Below are 15,994 nucleotides of genomic sequence, written 5' to 3'. Positions count from 1 at the left end.
GGGCGGACGCCGGGGGAACGGCGCACGCTCGCCGCCGGGACGGCCGGGGAACCGTCCCGGGGGCGTCAGGCGAGCGGGACGGCCAGGCTGTGCAGATAGCGCATCAGGGTCATCAGCACATCGCGGCTGGAGGTCCGAAGCCGGGCGTCGCAGTCGATCATCGGGACCTCGTCCGGCAGGTCGAGGGCTCTGCGCAGGGCCTCGACCGGGTGGTGCGGCGCGTCGGGGAAGGTGTTGACGGCCACCACGAACGGCACTCCGCGCTCCTCCAGCCGGCCGATGACGTCGAAGCTGACTTCGAGCCGTCTCGTGTCGATGAGGACGACGGCGCCGAGCGCTCCTTCGAAAAGGCCGTTCCACAGGAACCAGAAGCGTTCCTGGCCGGGGGTGCCGAAGAGGTAGAGGATCAGTTCCTCGCTGAGGCTGATCCGGCCGAAGTCCATGGCGACGGTGGTGGCGGTCTTCGTCTCCACCCCGGCGTTGTCGTCCACGCCGACACCGGCCTGGGTCATGGTCTCTTCGGTCGTCAGGGGCCGGATCTCGCTGACCGATCCGACCATGGTCGTCTTGCCGACCCCGAACCCGCCGACGATCACGACCTTCACCGCGGCGGTGGCCGTGGTGGGGAGGACGTCCTCGCTGCGGGGTCCGGTGATCGTGTCAGAGCTTCTGAAGTCCATGCATCACCGCTTCGAGGAGGGACCTGTCGGGGAGAGTGGCGCGGACGATCGGCGCGCGCGACTCGATGAGTTCGGTGGCGAGGAGATCGCTCAGGAGCGAGGTGACCACGCTGAAGGGCAGGCTGAGATAGGCCGAGATCTCGGCGACCGACAAGGGCGCCTGGCAGAGCCTCAGAATCGCTGCCTGCTCGGGCTGGAACGTCGGCGAGGGCTCCGCCTGTGCGACGACCATCGTGACCAGGTCGAGCGCCCCGCGCTCGCTGTCGTCGAGATCGCCGGTGATCACGTACAGCCGTTCCGGGTCGTTGAGTGCCGGATCGGTCTTGCGGCGTTCTCGTTGGGGTCCGCTCATCCGGACTGCCCGCCGTGGCGGGGCGGGCTGGTCAGGTGGGCACCGATCCGCACGACCATGTCCCGCATCCTGGCGCCGACCAGTCCGGCGTCGACGGTCTCGCCGGCCAGGACGGCGAGATACGCACCGGTACCGGCCGCCATCAAGTAGAAGAAGCCGCCGGTCACTTCGATGACCACCAGCTTCATCAGGCCGTCGCTGTAGGGGATCTCGGTGGCCACTGCGGCGGCCAGGCTCTGCAGCCCGGCACAGGCGGCCGCCAGCCGGTCGGCGACGTCGGGGTCGCCGCCGTGCATGGCGATGCGCAGGCCGTCCGAGGAGAGCACCACGATCTGGTGGATGCTCGGCACGTCGTCGGCCAGCTCCTTGAGCATCCAGTCCATGTTTCCCCGCTGCTGGATCACTTCAGGTCTCCCTTGTCCCACGCGTCATCGGAGTCTTCGCCGTGCTTCGGTTCCTGCGGTACGCCGTTGACGGCCTTGGTGAAGGCCTCCAGCCAGAGGCCGGGGGGCTTCTCCTCGCCGCGCCCGCCGTCCGCGTCCGCGCCCGCCTCCCGGCCGGGCAGGCCGCCGTTGGCGGGGGCCGGGGGCGGCGGGGGCTGCTGCGGCAGGTTGTGCGAGCCGAGCGGGGCGCGGCCCCTGCTGCGGCGCTGCGGCAGCCCGTTCTCGGTCCACTCGGTGACCACGGGAACGTCGTCCTCCATGGCCGACGCGGGGACGGCCGGGCGAGACGCGGCCGTGGGGGCGCCGGTGGGGACCGGGGCGACCACGGAGGGTACGGGGCCGGTGGCGGCGGGCTTGGGCTTGCGCTTGCCGGGCGGCGGCACCACGTGCTGAAGCTGCGACATGTCCAGCGAGCTGGTGGGCCGCGAGGTGGCGCCGATGCCGTGGGCGATGCCCGGGGCGGGCCCGGTGGTGATCATGTCGCGCGGCACGATGAGGACGGCGCGGACGCCGCCGTACGCCGACTGGCGCAGCGACACCTGGAGTTGGTACATCCGGGAGAGCCGGCCGACGACGGCCATACCGAGCCGCGGGGACTCCCCCAGGTCGTTCATGTTGATGCCGGCCTGGGCCTGGGCGAGCATGTTCTCGGCGCGGGCGCGGGCCTCCTCGCTGAGGCTGACGCCGCCGTCCTCGATCTCGATGGCGATGCCGGTCTGCACCTCGACCGCGGTGACGTGCACCCGGGTCTGCGGGGGCGAGTAGCGGGTCGCGTTGTCGAGCAGTTCGGCGCAGGCGTGGATGAGCGGTTCGACCGAGGTGCCGACGATGGCGACCTTGGCGATCGAGTGCAGATCGACGCGCTGGTATTCGAGGATGCGGGACATCGCCCCGCGCAGCACACTGAACAGCGGCACGGGCTTGGGCCATTGGCGGCTGGGGCGGGCACCGCCGAGAACGGCGATGGAGTCGGCGAGGCGGCCGATCAGCGCGGTGCCGTGGTCGATGCGCAGCAGGTCGTCGAAGACCTCGGGGTTGCGTCCGTAGTGGTCCTCCATCTCCCGCAGTTCACTGGCCTGGCGGTGCACGATCGCCTGCACTCGGCGGGCGACGCTGACGAAGGCGCGCTGGGCGGAGTCGCGCCGGGCCTCCTCGTTGTCGATGACTTCGAGGACCTGGTAGACCTGCTCGCGCAGCGCCTTGGGCAGATGGCGGTTGGCCACGTCCGCGTCGACGATGTCGCGCATCACTTCTTCGGGCGAATTGCCCACGCGCAGCCGCCGGATGGCGGCGGGCATGACTTCCTTGGTGAGCCGCACGGTCTCGGAGTCGTGCGAGAGGATGCGGTGTTCCAGGTAGGCGATGCGCTGTTCGTACTCGGCGCGCTGGACCCGCAGGGCACGCCGTCGGCGGTGCAGTGCCACGGTGAGCACGGCGACCACGAGCGTGGCGATCGCGCCGCACACGGCGACTGGTATCCGCGCGGCCGGTACGACCAGGGCCGCGCCGGCGGCGGTGGCGCCGGCCAGCAGGGCCACGGGCAGCAGGACTACGCGGACGACGGGGACTTCTCTGTCGGTCGGCGGTGATTCAACACGGACCATCTAAAACCCTCTGGCGGTTGATTCCGGGATGTATGCGCACGTGAGCGGAGACTCAGGAACAAGTGCTCGAATTCATCTCAACTCGACTTCACTGCGCGTGAGCTTAGCCAGATCAGAACAGTGCTTCGGCATATTCGCCCAACCCCCTGCGGAGGCCCGCCGAGAGGAATACACTCTCCAGTTTTTGCACTGAGCGCTGTGGAACGTGTGCAAGGAGTAAGGAAGGCTGAAAATAACCCTTCCATGGGCCACAGCCACCACCGAGGAAGTCCTTGATGAGGTTCTTTACGGGGCAAAACGCCCCACCATCAACCTCCTTCACCCAGCGAAACCAGACAGAGGCACAGGTGATCGAACCGGATCGAAAGGTATAGATTCCCGGCCGACGGAGGGGTGGCACGAAAAAACGCCGCGCTGACGCGTATACGGACCCCTCCTCCGCGGGGACGTCGGGTCAGCGCCGGGCGCCGCCGAGGCGCCCCTCCAACTGGACGAGCAACTCACTCAGCCGGGAGGCGAGTTCACTCCGGCCGCCGTCGTCGAGCCCAGCCAACACCGAGCTCTCGTAAGCCAGTTGTTCGGGCAGCAGTCGGTCGACGAGAGCGCGGCCCTCGTCGGTGAGGCGCACATGGGCGACCCTGCGGTCGCGGTCGTCGCCCCGGCGGCCGACCAGCCCGCGGTCCTGGAGGGCGCGCAGCCGCTTGGTGACGGCGGCTCCGGAGGAGAATGTCTCGCGGGCCAGCTCGCCGGGGGTCAGCTCCCGGTCCGTACGGCGTACGGCGCCGAGCAGGTCGAACTCGGCGCGGGTCAGTCCGGCGGAGCGCAGCGGGGCGTCCTCCGCCTGCTGGAGCAGGGCGGCGCAGCGGTTGATCCGGCCGATGATCTCCATCGGTCCGGTGTCGAGCTCGGGGTTGACGGTCTGCCACTGCCGGACCACCGAGGCAACGATGTCGTCGGTCACTCCGCTCCGATCGAAGGGGCGTGACCCGTCGGGCCGCGCCGTTGTGCTGTCGCGGCGAGCGTACGGTGTCCGGCCTGCTCAGCAGCGAGAAGGCGCTGCTCGGGCAGGGCGCGCTGCCGCCATTCGCCCGCCGCGGTGTCGCCCGCCTCGCGCAGTTCGACGAGGCTCGCGGTGAGCGCCCGGCGGGCCCGGTCGCGTACGGCGGGCGGGGCGCCCTGGCCGGAGTGCGCCCGTTCGACGTCGGCGCGGGCCCGCTCCGCGGCGTCGAGCGCCAGCTCGACCCGGCCTGCGGCCCGCCGGTTGGTGACGAGCGTCGCGGCGAGGAATCCGGTGGCCGCGCCGAGGAGGGTGTCCAGGACCCGGTCGCCAATCAGCTCCCCGGCCGGATGGGTGCCGCCGAACTCCAGGACGAGCAGGGCCATCGGGGTCACGGCGACGGAGCCGAGCCAGTAGTTGCGGGTGATCAGGGCCTCGGCGGCGAAGCTGAAGAAGAGGCAGCAGCAGACGAGGGCGAGCGGGCCGGTCCGGGAGAGCGGCAGGACGGCGGCGAAGACGAAGACACCCACGAGGTTGCCCAGGGTTCGCTGGAGGGCCCGGTTCCACGACAGGGTGAGGCTGGCCTGGCAGAGGGAGGCGGCCGTGACGATCGCCCAGTAGGGGCGGCCGACACCGAGGGCGGCGCACAGGTATCCGGCGAACGCACAGCCGGTCAGGGTCCGGGCGGCGACGGGCAGCAGGGGCGATCCGGGGCCGAGGCGGCGCAGCAGGGCGCGGCGGGCGGCGCGGCGGCCGGCCGGGGTGCGCAGTTCGGCGCGTTCGGCGTCGATCCCGTGGAGCCCGTCGGCGGAGCCGGGCGCGGGCGGCGGCTCGGGCAGCGGCCCGCGGGCGCGGGTCAGGGCCGCCCAGGTGCGCAGCCGGTCCACGTCCGCCGCGTCTCCCCCGGGCCGGGGCACGGCGCAGGCGGCTTCGGCGTGCGCCACCAGGCGTTCCAGCGAACGTCGTACGGGAGTGGGGCGCCCGGAGGCGAGCAGGCACTGCCAGGCGGCGTGCACGGCTACGGCCGCACCGTTTCGGGTCCGGGCGCCCGGGTCCTCCGCACGGTCGGCGGCGGCCGCCAGGGCGCGGGCCACGGCCCGGCGCTCGGGGCCCTCCCGGCGGAGCAGGGCGGGTGCCACCGCGACCAGCCAGGCGACCGCGCCCGCGGCGAGCGTCAGCGCGAGGTGGCCGGGGATCTGGCCGAGGCGTTGCGGGGCGAACAGGGCGGCGGAGCTGACGAAGGTGAAGATGACCGGGCCGGGCGGCCCGATCCGGGTGGCGTCGCACAGCACCTTCTGAGCGGCGGCGAGCAGGGCGCCGACCGCGATGAGGACGGCGGTCGATCCGGTGAGCGACGCGGCGAGAAGGGCGAGGGCGAGACCGGCGGCCATGCCGAGCACCACGCCCGCGACGGCCCTGGCCCGGCGGGCGTACGGCAGGCCGTGGCCGTACAGCGCGCACAGCGAACCGGCCATGGTGTACATCACGAGGTCCAGCCGTCCGGCGGCCAGGAGCGACAGATGGGGTACGGCGGAGGCGGCGACCACGCTGAGCGCGGGTTTGAACCAGGTGTCCGAGGGCCGCGCGAGCCGGAGGGCCGGGACCACCGGAAGACTGCGGACGAGGGGACGCCGGGACCGTACAGATGTATCACTCACGCATATAAGTTAACAGGTGTTACACCGGTAAATGATTTCTGCCACTGTTGCGCGGACAGGGCGACCCATATTCTTTTGAATCTTCATGCACCTACTACGATGACGGGCGATGAGCAGGGTGAGCGCGCGGACCGACCGGCAGCAGTGCCGCCCTCGCACGCCCGTCGCTCTCGGCTGGGTGCTCTGCCTCCTGGCCATGCTCTTCTGTTGTTCGGTGACCCCCTCGTCCGCCGCCGTGCCGGTGGCGGCGGGCCCGGTGGGCGCGCATTCCGTCCGCACGTTCACTCCGGTCCCCGACACGTCCTTCGAGCCGGTCGTCCTGGCCGCGCCCGCCGACCGCGGGCTGGGTACCTCGTGCCACGGCCGGTCGGCGCACACGGCGGCCATCGTGCTTCCGGCCTCGTCCTCACCCGTGGCCGTTCCCTCGCCCGTGGCCTTCGTCCCGGCCGCCCCGCTCACCGGGGCGGCCGCCATCCGGGGGCCCGCACACGACGGTGTGCACTCCGTCGATCAGCTACGACTCCAGGTCCAACGGGTCTAGAGGCAGTTCCGCTCTCCCGTAACCCGTTATGCATCCGTTGACGACGAGGACTTCCCATGGCTTCCGCCAAGAACCAGAACAGCCCGGCCGCGGCACGTCGCGCCAAGCTCGAAGAGGCCCGCCGCAAGGAACGGGCCCGCGAGCGCCGGGTCCGCATCATCACCATCGGCGCATCGGTGGCCGTGGTCGCCGCGCTGGTAGCCGGGGGCGGCTACCTGATGGCGCAGGCGAACGAGAAGGAGAAGAAGGAGGAGCAGGCCAGGACCTCGCCCGTCACCGGCGAGCGCACCTGGGACAAGCTGAGCCAGGAGCACGTGGCGACGAAGGTCGACTACCCGATGACCCCGCCCGTCGGCGGTGACCACAACCAGGTCTGGATGAACTGCAACGCGGACGTCTACACCGACGAGATACCGAAGGAGAGCGCCGTGCACTCCCTGGAGCACGGCGCGGTCTGGGTCACGTACAACGACAAGGCCTCCGAGGAGGACGTCGAGGCCCTGACGAAGCGGGTCAAGTCGACCCCGTACTCTCTGATGAGCCCGGTCAAGGACCAGAAGGACCCGCTGATGCTCAGCGCCTGGGGCAAGCAGGTGACGGTCAAGAGCGCCGAGGACGACCGGGTCGCGCAGTTCTTCACGAAGTACGTGCAGGGCCCGCAGACCCCTGAGCCGGGGGCCGCCTGCACCGGCGGGCTGGACAAGTGACCTCGCTCGCGGGCCCGGGCTCCACCCGGCGGATGGCCCTCGCGGGAGCCTCCGTGCTGCTCGTGGCGCTGGGACTGGTGGTGCTGATGGTCGTCCGTCCCTCCGAGGCCTCTCCGTCCGGTGGGGCTTCGGCCTCGCAGTCGGCTCCGGCGGAGGGTTCCGTGGACGCGGGCTTCGCCCGGGACATGGCGATCCACCACCAGCAGGCGGTCGAGATGTCGTTCATCGTCCGGGACCGCACCGACGACGAGGACGTGCGGCGCCTCGCGTACGACATCATCAACACCCAGGCCAACCAGCGCGGCATGATGCTGGGCTGGCTGGAGATGTGGGGGCTGCCGAAGAGCTCTGCCGGGCCCCCCATGGAGTGGATGGGGCACACCGTCGAGCCGAGCGACGACGGTTCCCTGATGCCGGGCATGGCCACCGACGCCGAACTGGAGGCGCTGGAGGCCGCCAAGGGCGAGCAGGCCGAGGTGCTCTTCCTGCGGCTGATGACCGTGCATCACCGTGCGGGCGCGGACATGGCCCAGGCCGCCGCCGGAGCCGCCGGGACGGACGCCATCCGGAATCTGGCGGCGGGCATGGTCCGCGGTCAGAAGTCCGAGATGGGCCTGATGGCGGACATGCTGAAGGCCCGGGGCGCCAAGCCCTGAGCCAGGGGAGGGCGGTCCCGGCCGGGTGGCCGGGACCGCCCTCTCCCGTATCTGCCCGCGGCGCCCGGGATCACATAGGCTCGGCGACGACATGAAGAGCATCCTCACTCCGCTGGGACCCAAAGCCGGCAAGGACACCGTGCGACGGCACAACCTGAGCCTGGTGCTGCGTGCCGTGCGGGACGAGGGCGAGCGCGGCGATGCGACCCGCGCCGGGGTGGCCGCCCGGGTCGGCCTGACCCGCGCCGCGGTCTCCTCGCTCGTCGAACAGCTCATGGCCGGCGGGTTCCTCACCGAGTCGGGCAAGACGTTCAGCGGGCAGGCGGGCCGCCCCGGGACCGCGCTCAAGGTGGCCCGCACCGGGCCCGCCGGACTCGGCGTGGAGATCAACATCGATTACGTGTCGGTCTGCGTGGTCGACCTGGCGGGCACCGGCCGGGTCCGGCAGACCGAACACCTCGACAACCGGGGCACGCCCGCCGGTGAGGTCCTCGCCCGGGCGGCCCGGATCGCGGCCCGCACCCTGGACTCGGCGCGCGAGCAGGAGCTGCGGCCGGTGGGCGCGGCCTTGGCGCTGCCGGGCCTGGTCTCCGACGGCGCGGTGCGGCAGGCCCCCAACCTCGGCTGGAGTGAGGTCCCGGCGCAGGAGCTGTTCGCGGACGCGCTGGCCGCCCTGCGGCCCGGCCACCCCGTGCTGCCGGTCGCCTCGGAGAACGAGGCGAACCTCGCGGCGCTGGCGGAGCTGTGGTTCGGCGGTCTTGACGAGATGCGCAGCTTCCTCTATCTGACCGGCGAGATCGGGGTCGGCGGTGCGCTGGTCCTGAACGGCGAACTGCTGCGCGGTGCGAACGGTTTCGCCGGGGAGATCGGCCATGTGGTGGTGGACCCGGCGGGTCCGGAGTGCCGGTGCGGTTCGCGCGGCTGCCTGGAGCAGTACGCCGGACAGGCGGCACTGCTGCGGGCGGCGGGCGTCGAGGGGCTCGGCGGCGCTTCCGGGGTGCTGGAGCTGGAGCGGCGCGCGGGGGCCGGTGACCCGCGTGCGGTGGCCGCGGTCGGTGAGGCGGGCCGGATGCTGGGCCGGGTGCTGTCGGGGGCGGTGAACCTGCTCGACCCGGACGCGGTGGTGCTCGGCGGGATCTACCGGGGCCTGATGCCGTGGCTGTCGCGGCCCGCCGGCGAGGAGCTGACGGGCCGGGTGGTGTCGGGCCTGTGGTCCCCGGGCAGCGGCCGGCTCCGCGCGTCGTCGCTGGCGGGTGACGCGGCGCGGGGTGCGGCGGCGCTCGTGGTGCAGGACGTGCTGGACGATCCGGTGGCGTACGCGGAGCCGTCCGGCGGGTGAGCCGGGGCCGGGCGGCTCCGGCTCGCCCGGTACGCCACCGTCAACGGTTCACCCGGTACGTAGAGCGGCTCCGGCCTCACCCGGTTCGGCACCGGCCCCGGCCCCACCCGGTACGTCAGCGGACGCCGAGCAGGTGGTCCATCGCCAGCTGGTCCAGCGCCTCGAAGGCCATGCCGCGCGCGGCGGCGGCGTCCACGTCGAAGTCCTCGTAGGCGCTGCGGTCGGCGAGGAGGCCCGCGAGGCCCTCCCCCGCGGTGGGGCGCGCCAGTTCGTCCAGGCGGGACGCGCGCAGGGCCGCCTGCACCTCGGGGTCGGCACGGAACGCGGCGGCGCGCTCCTTGAGGATCAGGTAGTTGCGCATGCAGCCCGCGGCCGAGTCCCAGACGCCCTCGTGGTCCTCGGTACGCGGCGGCTTGAAGTCGAAGTGGCGGGGGCCCTCGTAGCCGCTCTCCAGCAGGTCGACGAGCCAGAACGCCTGGCGCAGGTCGCCCGCGCCGAAGCGCAGATCCTGGTCGTACTTGATGCCGGACTGGCCGTTGAGGTCGATGTGGAAGAGCTTGTCCGCCCACATGGCCTGGGCGATGCCGTGGGGGAAGTTGAGTCCGGCCATCTGCTCGTGCCCGGTCTCCGGGTTGACGCCGACCAGTTCGGGGCGCTCCAGGCTCCCGATGAAGGCGAGGGCGTGGCCGATGGTGGGCAGCAGGATGTCGCCGCGCGGCTCGTTGGGCTTGGGCTCGATGGCGAAGCGGAGGTCGTAGCCCTGCTCGGTGACGTACTCGCCCAGCAGGTCGAAGGCCTCCTTCATCCGGTGCAGGGCGAGGCGGACGTCCTTGGCCGCGCCGGACTCCGCCCCCTCGCGGCCGCCCCACGCCACGAAGGTGGTGGCGCCGAGCTCCACGGCCAGGTCGATATTGCGGAGGGTCTTGCGGAGCGCGTAGCGGCGTACGTCGCGGTCGTTGGCGGTGAACGCGCCGTCCTTGAAGACGGGGTGGGTGAAGAGGTTCGTCGTCACCATGGGCACCGTGAGCCCGCTGCCGTCGACGGCCTGCCGGAAGCGCTTGACGAGCGCCTCGCGCTCGCTCTCCGTGGAGCCGAAGGGGATCAGGTCGTCGTCGTGGAAGGTCACACCCCAGGCGCCGAGCGCGGCGAGCCGCTGCACGGACTCGACGGGGTCGATGGCCGCTCGGGTGGCGTCGCCGAAGGGATCGCGGCCCTGCCAGCCCACGGTCCACAGGCCGAAGCTGAACTTGTCGTCGGGGGTGGGGGTGAAGCGTTCCGTCATCGTCGTCCGACCGCCTTCGCCTACCGTCGGGACGCCCGGCCGGCAGCCCGGCACCCCTATTTGTTAAGTGTCATGACTAATCAAGCACACCACACCTCGGCCAGGGAACCCCCTGTCGGGTGGAGTCGACCCCAACCCCCTGTGCAGGGCGACAGGTATCCCGTAATTTGTTCGTGCCCCAGCCAAATAATCAGGCCGTCCCGCGCGAAAGAGGCTCCCCATGCCGTCACCCGCCGTCGTCATCGGCGTGGACAGCTCGACCCAGTCCACGAAAGCCGCGGTCATCGACGTCTCGACCGGTGAGCAGCTCGCCGTCGGGCGCGCCCCGCACGTCGTCACCGGCGAGTCCGGGGCCCGCGAGAGCGATCCGGAGATCTGGTGGCGGGCGCTGTGCGAGGCGGTGGCCGCCGGGCTGAAGGAGTCGGGCCTCCCCGCCCGCGCGGTCACCGGTATCGCGGTCGCCGGACAGCAGCACGGGCTCGTCGTGCTGGACCGGACGGGCCGTCCGCTGCGCCCCGCGCTGCTGTGGAACGACACCCGCTCCGCGCCGCAGGCCGCCGCCCTCACCGACGCGCTCGGCGGGCCCGGGGCCTGGACCGCCCGCACCGGTTCCGTACCCGTGGCCTCGATCACCGCATCCAAATGGCAGTGGCTGCGCGAGCACGACCCGGCGAACGCGGCGCGGGCGGCCGCGGTCCGGCTCCCCCACGACTTCCTCACCGAGCGCCTCGCGGGCGTCGCCGCCACCGACCCGGGGGACGCGTCGGGCAGCGGCTGGTACTCCACGGCCACCGGCGCTTACGACCCCGTGCTGCTGGAGCTCCTCGGCCTGGACGCGGCCCTGCTGCCCGAGGTCGCGCCCACCGGGGCGGCCCGGGTCGGCTCGCTCACCGGGGCGGCGGCACAGGCACTCGGGCTGCCCGCGGGCATCGCCGTGGCGGCCGGCACCGGGGACAACATGAGCGCCGCCGTGGGCCTCGGCCTGGGCGGCGGCGGGCTGCTGGACCACCCGGCCCTGAGCCTCGGCACCTCCGGAACGGTGTTCGCGGCCTCCCGCACCCGGCCCGGCTCTCCCGCGCTGAACGGGTTCGCCGCCGCCGACGGTACGTATCTGCCGCTGGCCTGCACCCTCAACTGCACCCTCGCCGTGGACAAGGTGGCCGCTCTGCTGGGCCTGGACCGCGAGGACGCGGCGCCCGGCGGGGAGGCCGTCCTCCTCCCGTATCTCGACGGCGAACGGACCCCCGATCTGCCGACTTCCTCGGGGCTCCTGACCGGGCTGCGCCACGACACCACCGGGCAGCAACTGCTGGGCGCCGCCTACGAGGGCGCGGCCGTCACCGTACTGCGGGCGCTCGACGAACTGCTGTCGGCGTGCGGCCTCGATCCGCACGCCCCCGAGGTGGCCGCACGCCCGCTGCGCCTGATCGGGGGCGGGGCGCGGGGGCGGATGTGGGTGGAGACGGTCCGCCGGCTCTCCGGCCGCCCGCTCGTCCTCCCCGGCAGCGGGGAGCTGGTCGCCCTCGGTGCGGCGGCGCTCGCCGCCTCGGCCGCGGGCGGAGGCGATCCGGTGGCGCTGGCGACGGCGTGGCGACGCGGCGGGACGGACCGTCAGCTCGACCCGGTGGCACGGGACACGGAGACCTGGCAGCGGGTCACCTCGGTGCTGGACCGGGCCGCACGGCCGCTGCTCGGCGGCTGATCGTCCGCCCCCCGGCGGGCCGGTCAGCCACCCCGCGACGGGTCTCACCGACCCCGGTTGGGAATACGAACTGATTTTCCATAAGATCCGGCGATGATCACTAGAAATCGGCTGACGACCGGGGTGGGCATAGCGCTCGCCACCCTGGCCGCCGGGCTCGGCACCGCGATCCCCGCGGCCGCCGACGAAGCCCCCGCCGCCCCCTCCCCCAAGGTCGAGCTGGTGCTCGACGTCAGTGGCTCCATGCGCACCCGCGACATCGACGGCCAGTCCCGGATGGCCGCCGCGAAGCAGGCGTTCAACGACGTCCTGGACGCGGTGCCCGAACAGGTGCAGCTCGGTATCCGGACGCTCGGCGCGGACTACCCCGGCGAGGACCGCAAGGTCGGCTGCAAGGACACCCGGCAGCTCTACCCGGTCGGCCCGCTGGACCGTACCGAGGCCAAGACCGCCGTCGCCACACTCGCCCCCACCGGCTTCACCCCGATCGGTCCCGCCCTGCTCGGCGCGGCCGACGACCTGGAGGGCGGCGAGGGTTCGCGCCGGATCGTGCTCATCACGGACGGCGAGGACACCTGCGGTCCGCTCGACCCGTGCGAGGTGGCCCGGGAGATCGCCGCGCGCGGCACCCACCTGGTCGTGGACACCCTCGGCCTGGTGCCCAACGCCAAGATCCGCCAGCAGCTCACCTGTATCGCGGAGGCCACCGGCGGCACGTACACCGCCGTCCAGCACAAGGAAGAACTCTCCGACCGGGTCAAGCAGTTGGTGGACCGGGCGGCCGAGCCCGTCGTCACCCCGGTGGCGACCGAAGGGGCCGCGAGCTGCTCCACCGCGCCCGAGCTGAAGCCCGGCCTCTACACGGACCGCGCGAAGATCGGCGAACACCGCTGGTACCGGGTCGACGTGCTGCCCGGCCAGGAGCTGCGCGCCTCGGCGAGCGTGGCGGCGGACCGCGCGGTGGACAACGACTACGGTGTGCTGCTGCGCGCGGTGACGGCCCACGGCCGGGAGATCGTCCGGGGCTCCGAGGCGGGCACCGGCCGCACCGATGTGATCTCGTCCGGACTGCGCTACCCGAAGGCCGGGACCGAGGACGAGGACTCCGGCGACAGCGGTGACGGCAAGCCCGCCGCCGAGACCGTATGCCTCCAGCTCGCCCACTCCTTCTCCGCGCCCGCGTCCGTGAAGCGGTCTCCCGGTCTGCCGGTCGAGCTGACCGTGGACCTGGTCGAAGGACCGGCCGAGGCGTCCGACGCGGCGGCCTTCGGACTCGGCCGCGGCTGGTGGCTGCTCGGGGTGCTCGTCCTGACCGGCCTGATCGCGGGCCTGCTGACCGGCTGGCTCTCTCGCTGGCGCGTCGCCGTATGGAGGACCAACTGATGCGTACGACACCTCGCCGCGCCCACGGCGCAGGGCGCGCGTTGAGCCGCGCGCACGGCATGCGGCGCGCGCTGACCGGAGCCCTGCTCGCCGGGGTGACCCTGTTCACCGCCACCGGCCCGGCGGTGGCCGACGACCCGTCGGCGAGCGCGAGCCCCGCCGGGGAGGAGGCAGGCCCCACTGAAGCCGGCACCACGTTCCGTACGGCCACCGCGCTCAAGCAGGGCCAGAGGGGCACCGCCCAGGCCTCGACCGGGGACTACCTCTACTGGGTGTTCCCGGCCGACGCCGGGCAACGGCCCACCGTCGAGGCCACGGTGAAGCTCCCCGAGAGCGCCGCCCGGAGCGGGGCGTCCACCTGGCAGATCGACGTGTACGACGGGCTGCGCCGCCGCCAGGCCTGCCAGTACGGGCACCAGACCAGGAAGGCGGCGGCCGACGCGGCCACCGTGGAACTGTCCTGCGTCCTGCGCACCGTGCGCTCCTGGTCCGAACCGTGGGCGAACGACCCGCTGCCCGGCAGCTACTACGTCCGCCTCACGGTGGCGGGTCTGCCCGCCGAGGACCTGGGCCTGCCGTTCGGGGCGGAGGTGCGGGCGGCCTCGAAGGAGCAGAACGGCGCGCACGACGTGGACGGGTCGCTCTCCGAGCCGCTGGTACCGGGCGTCTCGATCGCCGCGCCGGGCGACGCGAACGCCTCCGCTCCCCGGACGCCGACCACCGCCGGGCCGGAGGACGGCTGGGCCTCCGGCTGGTGGACCGACCGCTGGCTGTGGACGGTGGGCGGCGGAGTGCTCGCCGCGTTCGCGGCCGTGCTCGGCTACTCGCTGACACGGGGCCGGGGCCGCCCGGCACACGTCCCGCCCGGCGTCTGAGCGACCCATCGCACCGGTCCGCCAACGGCGGCCTCCCCGCACCTCGAAGATCCTGGCCCGCGACGGGTCGGGGCCGCTTCGGGACGGGGAGGCACGGCCGGGGCGGCAGCACGCCGTAGCCTGTAGCCGTGTTGATCTACGGCGAACTGACGGCGGCTGAGCATGCCTTGCGGGATTCCTTCCCCGAAGGGCGGTGGGTGGATCTGCGCACCGGGGAGCCTGAGGACGACGATCCCGCCACCGGGGCGCGTTGGGGGGCCGACCGCACGGTCCGCGCCGAGGTCGTGGCCGCCCTTCTGCTGGGCGGCAACACGGAACGGCCGAGCAGTGTCGCCTCCCTGCGTCTCGCCGGCGCTCGGATCACGGGCCGCCTCGATCTGGCCGGTGCGGAGATCGGCCACCTGCTCTGGCTGAAGGAATGCCGGTTGGATCAGCCGGTCAGCTTCAACGCGGCCTCGACACGGACGATCCGGATCACGCGCAGCCGGGTCCCCGGCGTGGACGCCGGACTGGCCCGCATCGAGGGCCGTCTCGACCTGACCGGGTCCGTGATGGACACGGGCCGTCTCTCCCTGATCAACGCCTATGTGGCGGGGGAGCTGACTCTCGACGAGGCACGGATATCGGCTCCCGAACCGTGGGCGGTGTTCGCGGGGGGCCTGGTCATGGGCGGCGGCGTCTTCTGCCGGAACGGCTTCACCGCGCGGGGCGGAATACGGCTGCCGGGTGCGCAGTTGCCCGGCGGCCTGTTCATGGAGGGTGCCCGGCTGGAGAGCCCCGGCGGGGAGGCGCTGATCGCGGACAACGTGACAACCACAGTGGTACACCTCTCCGAGGGGTTCAGCGCGACGGGAACTGTGCGGCTGCGGGGTGCTCAGATATCGGACCTGCTGACCCTTGAGGGAGCCACCCTCGGCGGCGGCGACACGGCGCTCTCAGGCGTCGGGATGCGGGTGGGAACCCTCGACTTCACCCTTGCCGCACAGCCTGCGGGAGCGGTGAACCTTCAGGGTGCCACAGCAGCCGTTCTGCACGACGGCGAGCGGAGCTGGCCGGAGGAAGTGCGGCTGGACGGCTTCGTCTACGGCGCCCTCCACTCCGACAGGACACCCCCGCAGAGAGATGTGGCCCACCGCCTGGGATGGCTCCGCCGGAACCCCGGCTATGCCCCGCAGCCGTACGAGCAACTGGCCTCCTGTTACCGCCAGGCGGGTCACGACGACGACGCCCGGAGGGTGTTGCTGGAGAAGCAACGCCACCGTCGCAGCACCCTGAACGCACCGGGACGAGTATGGGGTTATCTCCTCGATGCCGCCGTCGGATACGGCTACCGGCCCTGGCTGGCCGCCTTGTGGATGACAGCGCTCTGCCTGCTCGGCAGCCTGGTGTTCAGCGCCCGCTCACCGGTCCAGACGAAGGACGGAGAGGGCGCCCCGTTCAACTCCTTATTCTACACCCTCGACCTGCTCTTCCCCATCGGTGACTTCGGCCAGCGGGGCGCATGGCACTGGACGGGGGCGACACAGTGGCTGTCGTACGTGCTGATCGCCATCGGCTGGCTCCTCACCACGGCTGTGGTCGCGGGCGTTTCCCGCACTCTGAGCAGGAACTGACACACCTCAGGCGGATTGTCACGCGTGGCGGCAACTCCGGCGCCCGCCCCTGTGCGATTCCGGAGGCCGCTCCCACCACCCTCGGCAACTCACTCACTCCGTAAGGCCGGTGGCGCATTCCGGGCAGTCCGGACCGACGCCCTGGCGGAGCACCTCCCCCAT

The 15,994-nt window shown here is 72.4% G+C and carries 15 protein-coding genes; 8 read left to right on the top strand and 7 right to left on the bottom strand.

From position 1 onward, the window contains the following. Nucleotides 1–65: 65 nt before the first annotated feature. The 6 genes from RI138_RS29110 to RI138_RS29085 all read right to left on the bottom strand — a co-directional run bounded on the left by RI138_RS29110 (nucleotide 66) and on the right by RI138_RS29085 (nucleotide 5,734). The gene (locus RI138_RS29110; protein ID WP_093691737.1) at nucleotides 66–680 is read right to left on the bottom strand and encodes a GTP-binding protein; all 615 of its coding nucleotides are present in this window, start codon (nucleotides 678–680) and stop codon (nucleotides 66–68) included. Continuing rightward, nucleotides 661–1,032 (bottom strand): DUF742 domain-containing protein, encoded by a 372-nt coding sequence (locus RI138_RS29105; RefSeq protein ID WP_096633079.1) that lies wholly within the window; start codon nucleotides 1,030–1,032, stop codon nucleotides 661–663. Before RI138_RS29105 ends, RI138_RS29110 begins: the two co-directional genes overlap by 20 nt. Continuing rightward, on the bottom strand, nucleotides 1,029–1,436 hold the full coding sequence (locus RI138_RS29100; RefSeq protein WP_006128841.1) for a roadblock/LC7 domain-containing protein: 408 nt from the start codon (nucleotides 1,434–1,436) through the stop codon (nucleotides 1,029–1,031). Before RI138_RS29100 ends, RI138_RS29105 begins: the two co-directional genes overlap by 4 nt. Beyond that, nucleotides 1,433–3,079, bottom strand: a complete 1,647-nt coding sequence (locus RI138_RS29095; protein WP_096633078.1) for a sensor histidine kinase — start codon at nucleotides 3,077–3,079, stop codon at nucleotides 1,433–1,435. Before RI138_RS29095 ends, RI138_RS29100 begins: the two co-directional genes overlap by 4 nt. A gap of 454 nt (nucleotides 3,080–3,533) precedes the next feature. After that, on the bottom strand, nucleotides 3,534–4,040 hold the full coding sequence (locus RI138_RS29090; RefSeq protein ID WP_311122272.1) for a MarR family winged helix-turn-helix transcriptional regulator: 507 nt from the start codon (nucleotides 4,038–4,040) through the stop codon (nucleotides 3,534–3,536). Further along, entirely contained in the window at nucleotides 4,037–5,734 is a 1,698-nt protein-coding gene (locus RI138_RS29085) for an FUSC family protein (RefSeq protein ID WP_311122271.1), read from the bottom strand. Before RI138_RS29085 ends, RI138_RS29090 begins: the two co-directional genes overlap by 4 nt. A gap of 109 nt (nucleotides 5,735–5,843) precedes the next feature. Between RI138_RS29085 and RI138_RS29080 the strand changes: the two genes are divergently transcribed. From RI138_RS29080 to RI138_RS29065, 4 genes are all read left to right on the top strand, one after another. Continuing rightward, nucleotides 5,844–6,275: a hypothetical protein gene (locus tag RI138_RS29080; protein ID WP_311122270.1), complete on the top strand. Its 432-nt coding sequence runs from the start codon at nucleotides 5,844–5,846 to the stop codon at nucleotides 6,273–6,275. 56 nt (nucleotides 6,276–6,331) lie between these two features. Next, entirely contained in the window at nucleotides 6,332–6,982 is a 651-nt protein-coding gene (locus RI138_RS29075) for a DUF3105 domain-containing protein (protein ID WP_096631552.1), read from the top strand. Between the two features lie 32 nt (nucleotides 6,983–7,014). After that, nucleotides 7,015–7,638, top strand: a complete 624-nt coding sequence (locus RI138_RS29070) for a DUF305 domain-containing protein (RefSeq protein WP_398864381.1) — start codon at nucleotides 7,015–7,017, stop codon at nucleotides 7,636–7,638. Between the two features lie 91 nt (nucleotides 7,639–7,729). After that, on the top strand, nucleotides 7,730–8,977 hold the full coding sequence (locus RI138_RS29065; RefSeq protein ID WP_311122268.1) for an ROK family protein: 1,248 nt from the start codon (nucleotides 7,730–7,732) through the stop codon (nucleotides 8,975–8,977). Nucleotides 8,978–9,092: 115 nt separating this feature from the next. On the opposite strand, the gene xylA is transcribed toward RI138_RS29065, so the two are convergent. Further along, on the bottom strand, nucleotides 9,093–10,259 hold the full coding sequence (gene xylA, locus RI138_RS29060; protein ID WP_311122267.1) for a xylose isomerase: 1,167 nt from the start codon (nucleotides 10,257–10,259) through the stop codon (nucleotides 9,093–9,095). A gap of 220 nt (nucleotides 10,260–10,479) precedes the next feature. Here xylA and xylB point away from each other — a divergent pair, with 220 nt between their 5' ends. From xylB to RI138_RS29040, 4 genes are all read left to right on the top strand, one after another. Then, entirely contained in the window at nucleotides 10,480–11,961 is a 1,482-nt protein-coding gene (gene xylB / locus RI138_RS29055; protein WP_311122266.1) for a xylulokinase, read from the top strand. A gap of 93 nt (nucleotides 11,962–12,054) precedes the next feature. Next, nucleotides 12,055–13,344: a VWA domain-containing protein gene (locus RI138_RS29050; RefSeq protein ID WP_311122265.1), complete on the top strand. Its 1,290-nt coding sequence runs from the start codon at nucleotides 12,055–12,057 to the stop codon at nucleotides 13,342–13,344. Then, nucleotides 13,344–14,219 carry a hypothetical protein gene (locus RI138_RS29045; RefSeq protein ID WP_311122264.1) on the top strand — a complete coding sequence of 292 codons (876 nt, stop codon included), beginning with the start codon at nucleotides 13,344–13,346 and terminating at the stop codon, nucleotides 14,217–14,219. The genes RI138_RS29050 and RI138_RS29045 overlap by 1 nt, the downstream gene beginning before the upstream one ends. Nucleotides 14,220–14,347: 128 nt before the next feature. Further along, complete coding sequence (locus RI138_RS29040; RefSeq protein WP_311122263.1) at nucleotides 14,348–15,832, top strand: oxidoreductase; 1,485 nt, start codon at nucleotides 14,348–14,350, stop codon at nucleotides 15,830–15,832. Nucleotides 15,833–15,994: the final 162 nt, after the last annotated feature.

This window comes from Streptomyces durocortorensis, from assembly GCF_031760065.1.
In the GTDB taxonomy this organism is placed as follows: Bacteria; Actinomycetota; Actinomycetes; order Streptomycetales; family Streptomycetaceae; genus Streptomyces.
The sequence above is the reverse complement of the archived record's forward strand: the minus strand, read 5'-3'. Positions and strand labels throughout refer to the sequence as shown.

Excerpts from the sequence above, each read along its gene's own strand:
- RI138_RS29110 (WP_093691737.1), bottom strand. The coding sequence starts at position 680 with ATGGACTTCAGAAGCTCTGACACGATCACCGGACCCCGCAGCGAGGAC.
- RI138_RS29105 (WP_096633079.1), bottom strand. The coding sequence starts at position 1,032 with ATGAGCGGACCCCAACGAGAACGCCGCAAGACCGATCCGGCACTCAAC.
- RI138_RS29095 (WP_096633078.1), bottom strand. The coding sequence starts at position 3,079 with ATGGTCCGTGTTGAATCACCGCCGACCGACAGAGAAGTCCCCGTCGTC.
- RI138_RS29080 (WP_311122270.1), top strand. The coding sequence starts at position 5,844 with ATGAGCAGGGTGAGCGCGCGGACCGACCGGCAGCAGTGCCGCCCTCGC.
- RI138_RS29075 (WP_096631552.1), top strand. The coding sequence starts at position 6,332 with ATGGCTTCCGCCAAGAACCAGAACAGCCCGGCCGCGGCACGTCGCGCC.
- RI138_RS29070 (WP_398864381.1), top strand. The coding sequence starts at position 7,015 with ATGGCCCTCGCGGGAGCCTCCGTGCTGCTCGTGGCGCTGGGACTGGTG.
- RI138_RS29065 (WP_311122268.1), top strand. The coding sequence starts at position 7,730 with ATGAAGAGCATCCTCACTCCGCTGGGACCCAAAGCCGGCAAGGACACC.
- xylA (WP_311122267.1), bottom strand. The coding sequence starts at position 10,259 with ATGACGGAACGCTTCACCCCCACCCCCGACGACAAGTTCAGCTTCGGC.
- xylB (WP_311122266.1), top strand. The coding sequence starts at position 10,480 with ATGCCGTCACCCGCCGTCGTCATCGGCGTGGACAGCTCGACCCAGTCC.
- RI138_RS29050 (WP_311122265.1), top strand. The coding sequence starts at position 12,055 with ATGATCACTAGAAATCGGCTGACGACCGGGGTGGGCATAGCGCTCGCC.
- RI138_RS29045 (WP_311122264.1), top strand. The coding sequence starts at position 13,344 with ATGCGTACGACACCTCGCCGCGCCCACGGCGCAGGGCGCGCGTTGAGC.